Annotated in this window: 16 protein-coding genes and 1 tRNA gene; 2 read left to right on the top strand and 15 right to left on the bottom strand. The window is 58.6% G+C overall.

The genetic code is table 11. The features are described from left to right. From AC1DVH_RS03650 to AC1DVH_RS03640, 3 genes are all read right to left on the bottom strand, one after another. Nucleotides 1–532: ABC transporter permease (locus AC1DVH_RS03650; RefSeq protein WP_477752660.1), on the bottom strand; the 532-nt coding region annotated here is incomplete at its 3' end. 71 nt (nt 533–603) lie between these two features. After that, on the bottom strand, nt 604–1,350 hold the full coding sequence (locus AC1DVH_RS03645; protein ID WP_477752659.1) for an ABC transporter substrate-binding protein: 747 nt from the start codon (nt 1,348–1,350) through the stop codon (nt 604–606). A gap of 13 nt (nt 1,351–1,363) precedes the next feature. Beyond that, nucleotides 1,364–2,137 carry an ABC transporter ATP-binding protein gene (locus AC1DVH_RS03640; RefSeq protein WP_007972784.1) on the bottom strand — a complete coding sequence of 258 codons (774 nt, stop codon included), beginning with the start codon at nt 2,135–2,137 and terminating at the stop codon, nt 1,364–1,366. A 564-nt stretch (nt 2,138–2,701) separates the two neighbouring features. Here AC1DVH_RS03640 and gabP point away from each other — a divergent pair. After that, a complete protein-coding gene (gabP, locus tag AC1DVH_RS03635; RefSeq protein WP_477752658.1) occupies nt 2,702–4,093 on the top strand; it encodes a GABA permease in 1,392 nt (463 codons plus the stop codon). Between the two features lie 77 nt (nt 4,094–4,170). Here the strand turns inward: gabP and vapC are convergent, their stop codons facing one another. The 6 genes from vapC to AC1DVH_RS03605 all read right to left on the bottom strand — a co-directional run bounded on the left by vapC (nt 4,171) and on the right by AC1DVH_RS03605 (nt 7,990). Beyond that, nucleotides 4,171–4,578, bottom strand: coding sequence for a type II toxin-antitoxin system tRNA(fMet)-specific endonuclease VapC (gene vapC, locus AC1DVH_RS03630; RefSeq protein WP_477752657.1), 408 nt, complete (start codon nt 4,576–4,578; stop codon nt 4,171–4,173). Next, nucleotides 4,578–4,808, bottom strand: coding sequence for a type II toxin-antitoxin system VapB family antitoxin (gene vapB, locus AC1DVH_RS03625; protein ID WP_223544571.1), 231 nt, complete (start codon nt 4,806–4,808; stop codon nt 4,578–4,580). The genes vapC and vapB overlap by 1 nt, the downstream gene beginning before the upstream one ends. Nucleotides 4,809–4,976: 168 nt before the next feature. Continuing rightward, nucleotides 4,977–5,429 carry a hypothetical protein gene (locus AC1DVH_RS03620; RefSeq protein ID WP_477752656.1) on the bottom strand — a complete coding sequence of 151 codons (453 nt, stop codon included), beginning with the start codon at nt 5,427–5,429 and terminating at the stop codon, nt 4,977–4,979. 6 nt (nt 5,430–5,435) lie between these two features. Next, on the bottom strand, nt 5,436–5,852 hold the full coding sequence (locus AC1DVH_RS03615) for a hypothetical protein (protein WP_477752655.1): 417 nt from the start codon (nt 5,850–5,852) through the stop codon (nt 5,436–5,438). Between the two features lie 36 nt (nt 5,853–5,888). Beyond that, on the bottom strand, nt 5,889–6,863 hold the full coding sequence (locus AC1DVH_RS03610) for an alpha/beta hydrolase family protein (RefSeq protein WP_477752654.1): 975 nt from the start codon (nt 6,861–6,863) through the stop codon (nt 5,889–5,891). A gap of 68 nt (nt 6,864–6,931) precedes the next feature. Further along, the gene (locus AC1DVH_RS03605; RefSeq protein WP_477752653.1) at nt 6,932–7,990 is read right to left on the bottom strand and encodes a PDDEXK nuclease domain-containing protein; all 1,059 of its coding nucleotides are present in this window, start codon (nt 7,988–7,990) and stop codon (nt 6,932–6,934) included. 253 nt (nt 7,991–8,243) lie between these two features. Here AC1DVH_RS03605 and AC1DVH_RS03600 point away from each other — a divergent pair, with 253 nt between their 5' ends. Then, nucleotides 8,244–8,693, top strand: coding sequence for a carboxypeptidase regulatory-like domain-containing protein (locus AC1DVH_RS03600; protein WP_477752652.1), 450 nt, complete (start codon nt 8,244–8,246; stop codon nt 8,691–8,693). 29 nt (nt 8,694–8,722) lie between these two features. On the opposite strand, the gene AC1DVH_RS03595 is transcribed toward AC1DVH_RS03600, so the two are convergent. The 6 genes from AC1DVH_RS03595 to AC1DVH_RS03570 form a co-directional block, all read right to left on the bottom strand. Continuing rightward, the gene (locus tag AC1DVH_RS03595; RefSeq protein ID WP_477752651.1) at nt 8,723–9,529 is read right to left on the bottom strand and encodes a TSUP family transporter; all 807 of its coding nucleotides are present in this window, start codon (nt 9,527–9,529) and stop codon (nt 8,723–8,725) included. A 76-nt stretch (nt 9,530–9,605) separates the two neighbouring features. Beyond that, a complete protein-coding gene (locus AC1DVH_RS03590; RefSeq protein ID WP_477752650.1) occupies nt 9,606–10,685 on the bottom strand; it encodes a hypothetical protein in 1,080 nt (359 codons plus the stop codon). Between the two features lie 315 nt (nt 10,686–11,000). Beyond that, nucleotides 11,001–11,076, bottom strand: a tRNA-Phe gene (locus AC1DVH_RS03585). 103 nt (nt 11,077–11,179) lie between these two features. Beyond that, nucleotides 11,180–11,452 (bottom strand): oxidative damage protection protein, encoded by a 273-nt coding sequence (locus tag AC1DVH_RS03580; RefSeq protein WP_477752649.1) that lies wholly within the window; start codon nt 11,450–11,452, stop codon nt 11,180–11,182. After that, nucleotides 11,449–12,516, bottom strand: a complete 1,068-nt coding sequence (gene mutY / locus AC1DVH_RS03575; protein ID WP_477752648.1) for an A/G-specific adenine glycosylase — start codon at nt 12,514–12,516, stop codon at nt 11,449–11,451. The genes AC1DVH_RS03580 and mutY overlap by 4 nt, the downstream gene beginning before the upstream one ends. Beyond that, the gene (locus tag AC1DVH_RS03570; protein ID WP_477752647.1) at nt 12,513–14,744 is read right to left on the bottom strand and encodes an AsmA family protein; all 2,232 of its coding nucleotides are present in this window, start codon (nt 14,742–14,744) and stop codon (nt 12,513–12,515) included. The genes mutY and AC1DVH_RS03570 overlap by 4 nt, the downstream gene beginning before the upstream one ends. Nucleotides 14,745–14,772: the final 28 nt, after the last annotated feature.

Below are 14,772 nucleotides of genomic sequence, written 5' to 3'. Positions count from 1 at the left end.
CTTCCAGGCCGATCACCGACACCAGCGCGGTGTCTTTCATCAGGATCATGAACAGGTTGCCCAGGCCGGGCAGGGCGATGCGCCACATCTGCGGCATGATCAACTTGGTGAAGATGCGCCACTTCGACAGGCCCAGGGCCACGCCGGCTTCACGATGGCCTTTGGGGATGGCGAGGATCGCGCCGCGAAACACTTCCGTGGCGTAGGCGCCGAAGCACAGGCCCAGTGCAATCACGCCGGCGGCGAAGGCGTTGAGTTCGAGGTCGGGGTTGCCGAAGAACTCGCCCAGGGCACGCATCAGGTTGACGGTGCCGAAGTAGATCAACAGCACCCAGAGCAATTCAGGGATGCCGCGAACCAGGGTCGAATAAGTGCCGCCAAGCCATTGCAGCGGCTTGTACGGGGAAGTCTTGGCCAAGGCGCCGAGCAGACCGAGCACCAGCCCCAGGCACAGGGCCGAGAGTGCCAGTTTCACAGTCATCAGCGCGCCAGCGGCGAGCGCCGGGCCGAATCCGTAGAGGTCGATAATCATGGATTTCTTTTCAAATCGCGGCAGGCAGGCCGAGAACCGGCGCCATCAGGCGCCGGTCAGGCAGGTCAGTATCAATAGATGCTGAACGGGAAGTACTTGTCGTTGATCTTCTTGTAGGTGCCATCAGCGACGATTTCTTTCAGGGCGGCGTTCAGCTTCTCGCGGATCGGGTCCTTTTTACGGACAGCGATACCGATCTTGTCGCTTTCTTCCACTGGGTCGCCCTTGAACTCGTAGCCACGGCCAGCGTCGCTTTTCAGCCACTCGTAGTTGACGTACTTGTCGGCCAGGATGCCGTCCAGACGACCGGAAGTCAGGTCGAGATAGGCGTTTTCCTGGGTGTCGTAGAGTTTGACTTCAACGCCCGGCATGTTGTCTTCCATGAAGGTGCCTGCCAGGGTCGAGCGCTGGGCGCCGATCACCTTGCCTTTCAAGGAGTCCTTGTCGGTTTTGAAGTCGACGTCTTTCTTGGCGATGAATTGCAGCTTGTTGGAGTAGTACGGGTCGGTGAAGTCCACCGCGCCCTTGCGCTCGTCGGTGATCGACATCGAGGAAATCAGGAAGTCGAACTTCTTGGCGTTCAGGGCCGGGATGATGCCGTCCCAGTCGGAGGTCACGACGGTGCACTCGACTTTCATCTTGGCGCACAGGGCGTCGCCGATCTCTTTGTCGAAGCCGACGACATTGCCACTGGCATCTTTATTGTTGAACGGCGGGTAAGCCGCTTCGATGCCCATCTTCAGGGATTCGGCCATGGCACCGGCGCTGAACGCCAGGGTGACGGCGGCAGCCAGGAAGACCTTTTTGTAGTTCTGCATGTGGGTAGCTCCGTTAGCGGTTGCTGGACATGAATTGTTTGCAGCGCGCCGAAAGCGGGTTTTCAAACACCTGCTGTGGCGATCCTTGCTCTTCTACCAAGCCCTGGTGGAGGAACACCACTTCACTGGAGACCTGACGTGCGAAGCCCATTTCGTGGGTCACGAGCAGCATGGTGCGGCCTTCTTCGGCCAGCGCGCGGATGACATTAAGTACTTCCTGGACCATTTCCGGGTCAAGCGCCGAGGTGGGCTCGTCGAACAGGATGACCTTGGGCTGCATGGCCAGGGTGCGGGCGATGGCCGCCCGTTGTTGCTGGCCACCGGACAGTTGCGCGGGATAGGCATGGCGCTTGTCGGCGATGCCAACCTTGGCCAGCAGGGCTTCGGCCACTTCGATGGCTTCGGCCTTGCTCTGGCCGAGCACGCGGCGCGGGGCTTCGATGATGTTGTCGAGCACGCTCATGTGCGGCCACAGGTTAAAGTTTTGAAACACAAAACCGATTTCGCTGCGCAGGCGGTTGATCTGCTTGCCGTCGGCGGCCACCAGTTCGCCGTTCTTCGCGGCCTTGAGCTTGAGTTCTTCGCCGGCGACCAGGATCTGGCCCTGGTGCGGGTTTTCCAGCAGGTTGATGCACCGCAGGAACGTGGACTTGCCAGAGCCGGAGGAACCCAGGATCGAGATCACATCGCCGTCGCGGGCGGTCAGCGAGATGCCTTTGAGCACCTCCAGCGAACCGTAGCGTTTGTGCAAGTTGCGGATTTCAAGCGCGGGCGTGGCCTCAGCCATGTGCGTTCCTCATATATGTTGCGCTCCTGCTGTTGGCGGCCTTCCTGGCGAGGCGGCCAACCTAGCATAGCGTTTCAATGGCAGCCAACAGCGCTACGGACGGTAAACGGCTGGCGTGTGGCAGGTTGTCGCATCGGTGCAGYAGACTGTCGCCCCATCAACAACCGAACAGCCGTTTGAACCTTGCCTGTCGATAAAAAGCGCGGCGGCTGCCGCAAAAAAAGGCGCGATGTTGCCAGCTTTGACAGGGTGTTGGAAGCGCTATCCGGCCAAATGCACCGGTTGCGCACTTTTAATGTGCACAGAGCCAATTTCAGGTGTGTTTCCGGTGCACTGACTCGCCCCACAAAGTGGGTTGCAGGGTAACGCTCTGGCAAAGTGCCATTAAATTCAATGGGTTGCGATGACCGTCCGATCAGAGCGAGATCTCCGGGCTAGAGGGTTTTGAAATATTTTGGCGCAATTATTGCGTGCAGAATCCAGAACGCCCCGTTGGCTTCTTTTTACGAGAAGGATCGCCGAACGGGATGCACGCATTCGCTTCTCCTTACAAAGGTAGTTTTAATGAGCAGTACCCAAAGCTCTAATGGCCTCGAACAGGGGCTCAAACCGCGCCACGTGACCATGCTGTCGATTGCCGGGGTTATCGGCGCCGGCTTGTTCGTTGGCTCGGGTCACGCCATCGCCGCTGCAGGTCCGGCTGTTCTGTTGGCTTACGCCGCCGCCGGCATGTTGGTGGTGCTGGTGATGCGCATGCTCGGCGAAATGGCCGTTGCCTCGCCGGACACCGGTTCGTTTTCGACTTACGCCGACCGCGCGATCGGTCATTGGGCCGGTTTCACCATCGGCTGGTTGTACTGGTGGTTCTGGGTGCTGGTGATTCCACTGGAAGCCAACGCCGCCGCGACCATCCTGCATGCCTGGTTCCCTGGTGTGGACATCTGGGCCTTCGCCCTGGTCATCACGATGCTGTTGACCGTGACCAACCTCTTCAGCGTAAAAAACTACGGTGAATTCGAGTTCTGGTTTGCCCTGATCAAAGTGTTGGCCATCATCGGTTTCATTGTTCTGGGCCTCATGGCGATCTTCGGCTTCCTGCCGGGCAGCCAGGTCAGCGGCGTTTCCCATCTGTTCGACACCCAGGGCTTCCTGCCAAACGGCATGGGCGCGGTGTTGGGTGCCATCCTGACCACCATGTTCTCCTTCATGGGCACCGAGATCGTGACCATCGCGGCCGCGGAGTCGAAAAACCCTGGCAAGCAAATCTCCAAGGCCACCAACTCGGTGATCTGGCGGATCGGCTTGTTCTATCTCGTGTCGATCTTCATCGTCGTGGCCCTGGTGCCTTGGAACGACCCGGTACTGGCCAGCCTCGGTTCCTACCAGACTGTGCTTGAACGCATGGGCATCCCGAACGCCAAGATCATCGTCGACATTGTGGTGTTGGTCGCCGTGACCAGCTGCCTGAACTCGGCGCTCTACACTTCGTCGCGGATGTTGTTCTCCCTGGGCAAGCGCGGCGATGCGCCGGCCATGTCCACCCGCACCAACAAAAGTGGTACGCCTTACTGGGCGGTGATGCTGTCCACTGGTGCCGCGTTCCTGGCAACTTTCGCCAACTACGTGGCCCCGGCGGCGGTGTTCGAATTCCTGCTGGCCAGCTCCGGCGCTATTGCTCTGCTGGTGTACCTGGTGATTGCGATCTCGCAACTGCGCATGCGCAAACAGCGTGTGGCTCGCGGTGAGAAAATCGTCTTCAGCATGTGGCTGTTCCCGGGCCTGACCTACGCGGTGATCGTGTTCATCGTCGCGGCCCTGACCATCATGCTGTTCCAGGAAGCCCATCGTGTGGAAATTCTCGCGACCGGCTTGCTCAGTGCTCTGGTGGTAGCGGCCGGCTTGCTGGTGGCTCGCCGCCGCAACCTGGAAAAACGCGGCGCGGTGGTGCTGAACTGATCCATACCGAGTAATGCAAAACGGCCGCTGTCAGTGATGACAAGCGGCCGTTTTTGTTTCTGTCGATTGTTCTGTGTTCAGTCGACATGAACCCAGTCTTCTACGCGTAACCCTGGAACGCGCTCGAACTCCCGCAGGTTGTTGGTGACCACGATTAACCCGCGTGAGCGTGCGTGCCCGGCAATCATCTGGTCGTACGGGCCTATGGGTGTGCCGGCCTTTGCCAGTTCGGATCGAATCATTCCGGTGTGCGCTGCTGCTTCGTTGTCGAAGGGCAGGACTTCAAGTCGGGCGGCGAAGCCCTCGATGACCGCCAGGTTTTTTTCGGGCGCTGCTGATTTTTCCGCGCTGTAGATCAGTTCCATCAGCGCGACCGCACTGATGCACAGTTGGCCGTGATGACGGTTGAGCGCCTCCCGTACCACCTGTGGTTTGTTCTTGATGGTGAAGATGCAGATGTTGGTATCGAGCATGTACTTGATCATCAGAACGACTCACGCTCCTGCTCGGCGGGTTGCTCGCGATCGGTCATGAAGTCTGCCGTGATGCTTTCGCCATCGAACCAACTGTCCCAGGTTTCACCGGCGGGAGTGATGATTCGGCTTCGACCTACGGCGACGACGTCGACTCGTTTCACGTCGCTTGGCATGGCTACAGCTTTCGGCAGGCGAACGGCCTGGCTTCGATTGCTCATGAAAAGGGTTGTCTGTTCCATTTGGACCTCCTGCGCTTTTGCTGGCGCGATGTGTCCAAAGGATAGGTTTTGCGCTGGATATGTCAATGGGATATACGCGGTGCCTGACGGAAGGAAAGCACTCGATTCAGAGCTAAAAAGGCCGCTGTCAGTGATGACAAGCGGCCGTTTTTGTTTGAGTCGTAACCCTTACTCGGCTTTTTCTTCCGGTACTTCCAGCGACTCGCGGTAGACATCCAGAGCAGCGCTGAAATCGGCGATGAACTGCGGCTCGCTCAGCCATGCCTGGGCGGCGTCGCGGTCCATGCCGTCGGCCCACATGCGGTAGTCGATCAGCATGTCGGCGGCCAGGTGGGTGGCGGCCATGCCTTCGTCATCGGCGTTTTCCATGTCCAGCAGTTCTGGATGGTCGATGATGATAAAGGCGAGGTTCGTCAGCAGCACCGAGAGCATTTCGCTGCGGTTGACGGCTTCCGCGTCGCGCATTTTGCTGAACATCGCCAGGGTGTATTCCGGGATCGGTTCGGCGAGGTGGCCAAGGTCATCGTCCAGCGCGGCGGGTTTGCGGCCGTGGATATTGATCTGCTTGGCTTTGGCTTTTGCACGCTTGGCGCGTTTCTGTTGCTTGTTCAGGGAGGCCATGGGAACTCAGTTCGGTTTCTGTTGGGTTTGCGCGGCAATGGCGTCGGACGCCGCCACGTAGTCAGCCTGGAAGGCCGGTGATTCGATCCACGCCAGGGCGCTGGCTTCGTCGGTTTCGGTCGACCATTGGCGATATTCGATCAGAGCAGCGAGGATGAAGTCTGTCGCTGTTTCCTCACCTTCCTGCTCCAGTACCAGTGCGATAAGCGGATGTTCCAGAAAGGCCGCGCACATGGCCTGCTGGCTGATCTTTTGTGCGTCGATCATCTCCTTGAACATGTCGGTCAGGTCCACCGATTCGAAGTCGATGCGATCATCGTTCGGGTCCAGTTCCACCGGTGCGGCAGCCCGCTGGGTGCGGTTCTGCTTGGCCTTGGCCTTGGCGCGGGAGGCGCGTTTTTGCTGCTTGTTGGCGGAGGCCATGGGCGTCGTTCCGTATTCGTTGAAAGGGCAATTGACTTAGCTGCGCGGTACTCGCCGCCCGGGGGTATCGGGGGCCAGTTCGCCGTTTTGCAGCCAGGTCAATGCAATGGGCCATAGTGTGGCTTGGTATGCGCTGCGAAAAAAGGCGAAATGTCCGACTTCTTCTTCGCCGATGTCTTCGGGATGGATACGCAGGTGAGAGTTTGTGCTGCCGGTGAAGTAGCCGAGCAGGCGTTCGATGGCCGGAATTGTGCCGTAGGGATCGTCGCTGATGCTGATGGCCAGGGTTTGCGCGGTGACACCGACAAAGGGCAGCTGCCCGGCGGTTTTGCTGATTGTGCGGGCGCTGGAGCGTTTCTCGAAACGGGCAGTGGAGAAGCTCCAGTCACGGACCACGCCGGCGGGTGTGTCTTCCAGCCAGCCAAGGCGTTTGCCCGGAAAGTAGCCGTAGATCATCGTTACCAGTGGCATCAGCACATGCCACTTGCCGAACATGCGCCAGCGATGGGCCGGCGCATAGTCGCGCCAGTAGGCGAATTGCGCACCGACCGTCACCAGACGCCGGATCAGGTGCCCGGACGCCCCCAGGCCCGCTGCACAGCCGCCAAAGCTGTGGCCGACCACATCGATAGGCTGCCTTGGGAACTCACGCTGTGCGCGCTTGAGCATCGCCTCGAAATCCAGCGCTCCCCAATCGGTCCACGAGGCTTGAAGCCCCTTGAGCGATGCCGGCCGCGACTCGCCGATGCCGCGGTAGTCATAGGTGATGACATCGAAGCCGTGGGCGAACAGGTAGTCGGCAAAACGCGAGTAATGGCGGCAACGGACCGAGGTGGCGGCATTGATGATCACGACCGGACGAGCGGCGTCCTGAGAGGCGTGTCGCCAAGTGAAGCCACCGAGGATGAAACCGTCCGAAGCGGTTTCCTTGAACGGTTTGCCGGGCGTGGTAATCGGCAGCGGCAACTCGATTTGAGTGGGGGCCGGTGGAGGCGTGTCCTGCAAATTCATCGGCGTCAGTCCTTTGCGGGTAGCTGCCAACGATAGTCTTGATGCCGTTGATGAACAATCCGTTCGCCTCAACGCGGTTGTTGATCGAGCAGTCGTTCTTCAAGTGCCGCCCATTGCCGATCCAGTTCGTTACGCAGTTCCTCTTCACTCGGCAGGACAAGCTTGTACTTGCTGGCGAGCAGTTGCTCGTTGCCTTCCAGCACTGAGTAACGCACCACGGATTCATCCTTTTGCGCGCAGAGAATGATGCCGACGGTGGGGCTGTCTTGCGCGCCACGTTTGAGGTCGTCGTACATGCTCAAGTACATGTCCATCTGCCCCAGATCCTGATGGGTCAGTTCACCGCGCTTGATATCGAAGATGACGAAGCACTTGAGCAAGTAGTTGTAGAACACCAGATCGATGCAGAAGTCTTTGCTGCCGATACTGATGCGTTGCTGGCGGGCAATGAATGCGAAGCCCTTTCCCGGTTCCAGCAAGAAGCCCTGCAATTGTTCGATCAGCGCTTGTTCGATCTCACTTTCCTGAAGCTTGCCGGCATTGGGTAAACCAAGAAACTCCAGTACCACCGGATCACGGATGAAATCCCGAGGGCTGGCCTTCATGTTCTGAATGTGGGTGGCGGCCTCCTGCTTGAGACTGCCGCGATCGCGGCTCGCCAGCAGGCGTTCGTAGTACAGCGTATTGATCTGGCGCTCCAGCGCTCGGCTTGACCAGTTTTGGGTGACTGATTCGTTCATGTACCAGAGGCGCGCGCTGTCGTTGTCGACCCGAAGCAGGCGGCGGTAGTGGGTCCAGCTCAATTCGGAACGCACTGCGTTCCAAATTGGAAAAGTTTGATAAAAATCCCGCATGTAACGCAGATTGCGTTCGTCAAAGCCTTTGCCGAAGTCGGCACTGAGCACTTTCGCCAAAGTGGCCAGTAAGCGTTTGCCATATCTCGCACGCCGAGCCCCTTCCTGCTCGAACTCGACAATATGTCGCCCGATCTGCCAACAGGTTTGTACTTGCACGGTATCGACCGCCCGAAGCGCCTTCTGACGTGCCTGATGGATCAATTTGCCAAGGCTGCCAAGCAGTGATGCGAGATGTGGGTCGTGAGTGTCGTTGGGTGTGAGGGCCGTCATGAAGTCTTCCGCAGCAGGTTGAACAGCGAAAGAGAATGACAAGTGAGCACCCTTCGAAGATGCCGGGAGTTACTGAAACACAGGCAGGAAATGCCGGGTTCGCTGGCAGGACGTGTCGGAGGGCAGGCGAGGGCTGCGGAACAAATGGCGTAGTACGTTTCGTACTCAGGCCAAATCAATCTGAACCCTTCCCTCCGACTGGAAATCCAAAGGATGTAACGATTGGGTTCTGCAGAGCCCGGGAGTCGTCATCATGAAATACCTCCATACACTCCTGTTGCCCCTCACCGCTGTAGGCGTGCTGATGTTTCCAGCGATGTCACCTGCCGCCAGCCTTGAGCCCATCGACAGCTCGGGGGTGCAGGTGCAAAGCCATGAGCAAAACGGCATCGCCTACCTGTCCGGCGGTATCGGCGAGGATGAGTCCAAGGCCATCCAGCAGACCACCGGCTATAACCTGCACATGACGTTCTCTGTCGGGACGGAAAATAAATACATTCCTGACGTGAAGGTAGTTATTCAGAAAGCCCCGGGGCAGACCGTACTGACGCTCAATGACGCCGGTCCGCTGGTTTACGTGAATCTGCCTGCCGGTAAATACACGGTCATTGCGACGCGCAACGGCGAAACACGGCAGGACGTTGTCGATGTTGGCAGTGGTGCAGCCCGTAACCTGGTTTTCCACTGGAATGATGCGAGTTAACGAGAGCTCTAAACCCTGGGTCCTGCGACTCAGGGTTTTTCGTTATTAACACCCGCGTACGCTTGGATGAGTGCAACGCGTAAAGGGTTGGTTTCTACGCTCAGCAGCTTGATGGCCAAGGCGCAGCAGACCACGATCAACATGGGTTTGATCAACCGTGGTCCGACCCGGACAGCGGCCCGTGCACCCAATTGAGCGCCGACGAAGGCTGCCAAAGCCATGGCAATGGCTACCGGCCAGATAATCACACCTTTGGTGATAAAGACCGACAGAGAACCGAGATTGCATGAGGCGTTGGCAAGTTTGGTAAAGCTCATGGCCCGCATCATGCCCAAGCCGCAGAGCAGTACGAATCCGACGATAAAGAAAGAGCCCACACCGGGGCCAAATATACCGTCGTAGAAGCCAAGAATCGGCGCAACGCTAAACGAAAAAAGCAGAATGCCGATTCTCTTGCGTCGATCTTCATTGGCCAGCTTTGGAGAGAGCGCAAAATAGATGGCTACCAGAATCAGCATGATAGGTACGCAAACTTCCAGATAGCGCTTATCAATAGAGCTGACCAGCAAGGCACCACTGGCGCCGCCAATAAACCCGCAGACAACCAGGAAACGACCTTCGCGCCACTCGATCATCCCTTTGCGAGCAAAGGTTACAGTTGCCGATACAGTTGCCGAAGCGGCCTGGAACTTGTTCGTGGCAATCGCACTGATGGGGTCCATCCCAGCCAGAAAAAGTGCAGGCAATGTTATCAGCCCGCCCCCACCTGCAATGGCATCAAAAAAACCGGCGCAGAACGCCACGAGCGCCAATAGGCTAATTACATCCCAAGACATCCCAATCCCTCTTTTACAATTATTGGCCGGTCATCTACTTGACTGGTCATTCAATAGTCTGAAGCTGTGACAGACCTCAGCCCTGAAGTCGCAACGGGTCGTCTGTGATAACAATGGGGGAAGAAAACTTCGATAGTCCGAAAATGCGGACCAGAACACGTCTGTTGTCTTTGATCAGATCACGACAATGCAGTGCTCGAACGTTATTGATGACCATTGCCGACTCTTGCGTCAGCGTGTACTCGACTGGAGCTGCTTCGCCTACGCTCTGGCAAAGAGCGGCGTAGGCCGTTTTGACAAAGCGAGGGGCGTTATCGCTGACCGAAAATCGGTATGAGTTGAAACGGGCCGCGAATCCGACCTTGTCATCGAACTCCAGTATCGAAACATTGCGCCCGTCCCCTCCCTTGCCACTGACGAAGGAGTCACTGCGGGTGAACTGAAAATTCCCTGTAGTCAGGGCGAGGCAGTTGGTTACACCGATTTTTTCCAGCACGGGTGGCAGCGGAATTACCGAAGTCGGTTCCAGGCTCGGGTTCCAAAGGGCGGAGAGTATGAGCGACGACGGCGATGGGGAGTGCCCGTCTTTCGCGTTTATCGCGCACCAGTAAGGCGCCTCGGTGTGTGGGCCGAGCGCCAGGCCTGAGTGGGAACTCAGTTCTTTGATGTCCGGCTCGGCAGGGATTTTGGTCAGTCCGCCGCCCTTGAAGTTGGCCACCAATCGAACCAGTTTTCCTTCATTGTCCATGTCGTAGGCAAAGGCACTGTTATCCACCAGTTTCAACAAGATCTGATTACGGGCGGCCAGGCAAAGAACGTCGTATCGGTTTTCCAGGGATGTCAGGTCGGGCAGTTCATTGGGAGGGCTGACATCGGTGATTTTTTGCAGCCCTTCAAAGATCAATACGGAAACAAGGCCATCGGAGTAGGCACCCAGCAGTTCGCATTGGTCTTTCGAAAACGAGAACTTCAATTCAATGGCTGCCAAAGCGGCTTTGGACTTGGCTCCTGGTGCCTGCGGCCCGCCGATGGCGGCCAGCTCTTCGGCGAACATGTGCAGCAATGCTGACTGCTGGATATCAAAGCTGAACGTTCTGATTTCTTGTTCGGTAAAAAACTCAGCGGTTTCGACGTCTGGTTGAATAGCCTCAGTCATTGTCTTCCCTGTTGTGTATCTGCTCCCGCCTGTGCGGCAGCTTATCCTCCAATTCTGCACGAGCCGATGATCAGCGTATGTCATCCAATTCCGTTAAAGCATACGGAACGTTCCGACAAACCAAGAGACTGCCAGGAAGGGCCGATTTCCAATGTCTGAAGCTTTTGGGGGCTCAGCCCCGGCAACCATTACGGGCACTTGCTGGCGTGGCGAGAGGAGGTGGGAATTGTCGCTTCGATGGTGACTGGACCGGTGCCTCGTCAAATCGCAGGCATAAAAAAACCCTGAATCTTGCGATTCAGGGTTTTCGGTATTTGGTGCCCAGAGACGGAATCGAACCGCCGACACGGGGATTTTCAATCCCCTGCTCTACCGACTGAGCTATCTGGGCAACGGGGCGCATTAAACGGGTTTTTCAGGGGGTCGTCAAGCAAGTTTTCAAAAAAAATTTAATTATTACCGTCGCTTACGTTCCGACCCCCGATAAATCGGGGTTATTCCGACGGCGGCACGTAGCCTTCGGCCTTGGCGTATTCCTCGCCGGAGAAGTACTTGTCCATTTCGCCCTGCAGATATTTACGATCTTCGGCGTTCATCATGTTCAGGCGTTTTTCGTTGATCAGCAGGGTCTGGTGCTTCTGCCAGTCGGCCCAGGCCTTTTGCGAGACGTGGTCAAAAATGTCCTGGCCTTTGGCGCCCGGGAAGGGAGCGCGCTCCAGGCCTGGCAATTCTTCTTTGTACTTGCGGCACATGATGGTGCGGGTCATGACGACTCTCCTGCGTTCAATACGGCGGCCGCGCGTTCGAGCAAGGTTTTGACCGGGGCGGCAAGGCCCAGGCGCGGCGGGGTGGCGAGGTTATACCAGAGCCAGTCAGCCTCGGCCACGTGATGGCCGGACTCCTGGACCTGAACCAGCCAGGGTTCGATGGATAACTGAAAATGGCTGAAGGTGTGCACCAGGCTCGGCAATGCCTGTTGGGTGCCCAGTTCCAGCGAGTGCTGCGATGCCAGATGCGGCAGGTCGTCAAGGTCGTCGAGTTCCGGCAGGCTCCACAAACCGCCCCACAGGCCCGTGGACGGGCGACGGTAAAGCAGGATTGCGCCCTCGCCGTTGGCGAGCATCGGCATCAATGTGCGTTTCTGCGGGATAGCCTTGCGCGGCTTGGGGATCGGGTAGCGGGTTTCCAGGCCGAGCATGTGCGCCTCACAGCCATTTTTTAGCGGGCACAGCAGGCAGCTCGGTTTGCTGCGGGTGCAGAGCGTGGCGCCCAGGTCCATCATCGCCTGGGTGTAGGCGTTGACGCGGGTCTGCGGCGTAAAGCGCTCAGCGTTGGCCCAGAGCTGTTTGGCGACCTTCGGCTCGCCGGGGTAGCCCTCTTGTGCGGTAAATCGCGCCAGCACGCGTTTGACGTTGCCGTCGAGGATCGGCGCGCGCAGGCCCATGCTGATGCTGGCAATGGCGCCAGCGGTGGACAGGCCGATCCCCGGCAGATCCGTGAGTTTTTCCACATCCCGGGGAAATTCGCCGCCGAACTGCTCGACGACGATCTTCGCGGTCTTCTGCAAATTGCGTGCGCGGGTGTAGTAACCCAGGCCCGTCCACAGGTGCAGCACTTCGTCTTCCGGTGCCGCCGCCAGAGCTTCGACCGTTGGCAACGAGGCCATGAAACGGTCGAAGTAGTTCAGCACGGTGCTGACCTGGGTCTGCTGCAACATGATTTCCGAGACCCATACCCGATACGGGTTGATGTCCTGCTGCCAGGGCAAATCGTGACGGCCGTGGCGGTCGAACCAGTCCAGCACCGCCGTTGAAAACTGCTCGGCTCTCATCGCTTGAACAGCTCCTTGAGCGCGTCTTTGAGTTTCGGGTTGACCTTGTCGCCCCATTTCTCGTCGATTTTTTCGCTGATCCTGTCGCCAGCCAGTTTGGCCGCGACCTGGCTCATGCGGTCGTTATCCAAACGGCAAGCCTTGGCGCCCAGCTCCAGCGGGCCGCGGCAGCGCAGTGGCCACTCGATGCCGACAAACTTGTCGCCGACCTGGCAGGCCGGGTCCGGCATGGCGCTGGTATCGCCTTCGACGATGATGCCGACGCGGTAGTCCATGCCCAGCACTCGCAGATCGATGTCACCGTCACCGTTGACGGTCATGCCCGGGATGCGCACTTTCAGGTCGGGGTTGCTGGCCACGCCGTTACGCAAGGTCAGGTTGCCCTTGAGCTCCTGGAACGGTGTGTCCTTGCCCCGCGGCTCGCCGCTGAGGGATTTGCGGTTGAGCGTGGCAATGCCTTTGCACAGCTGTTGCTCAAGGTTGGCGTTGAGCAGCACGCCATTGTTGATGAGGAAACTGGCGTTGCCGTTGAGGGTTTCGATCAACGCTTTCTGGCTGTTGCCGCTACCGGTCAGGCTGCTGTTGAGCGTGACCAGGCCTTTGACCGGCGGGTTCTTGCCCTGGCTTTCGAGGATTTTTTCTGCCGGTACCCGGCTGATTTTCGTCTGCAGGTTCAGCGCCGGCACTGGCTGGCGTACATCGAGCGTGCCGGTGGTTTCGAAGTTGCCCTCGTACAGGTCGCCGCGCAGGTTGGCCAGTGTCAGCAGGCCGCCCTGGCCGGTGGCCTTGAGCGCAGCGTTATTGATCGGCAGTTTTTGCAGGGTCAACTGGCCGAAGGTCAGGTCGGCGTCCACATCGAGCTTGCTCAAGCGTTCCACGGGCAACAGGCGTTCGTTGCTCCACGCGTCCTTGGTCGGCGCGGGTGGCAATGGAGTGCTGCCGGCGCCGGCCATGGCATTGGCTTCGGTGCTGGCGACTTCGGCTTGACGCACTTGTGTCGCGCTATTGGCCTCGGCGGATTTCGGTGGCAGGTAACGGTCGACGTTGAAGGTGTCGGCCTTGAGTGCTGCGCGCAACGATTGCTTGGCGAAGTCTTCGACGGCGATACGGCCGCTGAAGGTGCTGTCGTCGACTTTCAGGTTGAGGTCGTCGAGCGCCAGGCTGGTCGGTGTCGCTGCCAATCGGCTGACCAGCTCGACTTTGCTCAGGCTGCCTTCGGCCATGGCCGGGAGCTTCTGGCCGACGCTGTCGACGAATTTCGCCAGGTCGAACTGGGCAATCGAGATGCCGCCGCTGACTTGTGGGGTCTTGTCGAGGTCGTTGACCTTCAGTTCACCCAGTGCCCGCAGTTGGTTGGCGGAGATCTTGATACCAGTCCATTCGGCAACGTTGGCGGCCTTGTCCAGCACCAGCTGGCCCTGGGCGGAGAACGTCATGGTCTTGCCCTGCAATGGGTCGCCGGTCACTTCACCGGACAACTTCATGTCTTCGAGTTGATAGCGCTGCAGTGCGCGTGCGATGCGCACCTCACCATTGAGCTCGGTACGCACACGCAATGCCGGCTGGTTGGCTGACAGGAAAGCCGTGAGCTTGAGCGGAATGTTGACGGAGTCGTGAACCGCACCGGTGCTCAACTGAATGCTTTCGGCGCTGAAGCTCTTGCCGGTTCGTTCGTCGGTGTATTCAACCCGTGCGTTGTTCACGGTCAGGCTGTCGATGTCCAGGCGAATCGGTTGCGGCGGTTTTTCCGCCGCGACGCTGGCTTCGGGCGCAGGTTCGCCAGCGGCCGGCGGGGTGCTGGTCGCGTCGGTATTGGCCGGTGCCGGCAGCTTGCCGACGTCTTGCCAATTACCGTGACCGTCCTTGTCGCGGTTCAGGCGCAGGTTCAGGCCCTCGACGCGCACGTCGCTCATCTGCACTTCACGGCGCAGCAGCGGCAGTACGCGCACCGACAGTCCGAGCATCTGCAAGTCGGCAAACGGCTCGGCAGGCTTGATCAGGGTCGCCACACTGGCGTCGTGCAGCTCCAGGCCCAGCCACGGGAACAGGCTCCAGCCGATATCGCCATTGAGCGTCAGCTCGATGTGGGCCTTGTCGCGGGCAATCTGGCGAATCTCGTCTTTGTAGTCGTTGGGATCGAAGAGGTGGGTCAGGGCAAAGCCCAGCGCCACAATGATCAGCAACAGCCCCAGAAGTACCAGACCCAGGATTTTGCCGAACGCTTTCATGGGCGAGTCCTTGTAATTAGTCGAATTC

This window comes from Pseudomonas sp. P4_C3 (assembly GCF_056402075.1).
The sequence above is the reverse complement of the archived record's forward strand: the minus strand, read 5'-3'. Positions and strand labels throughout refer to the sequence as shown.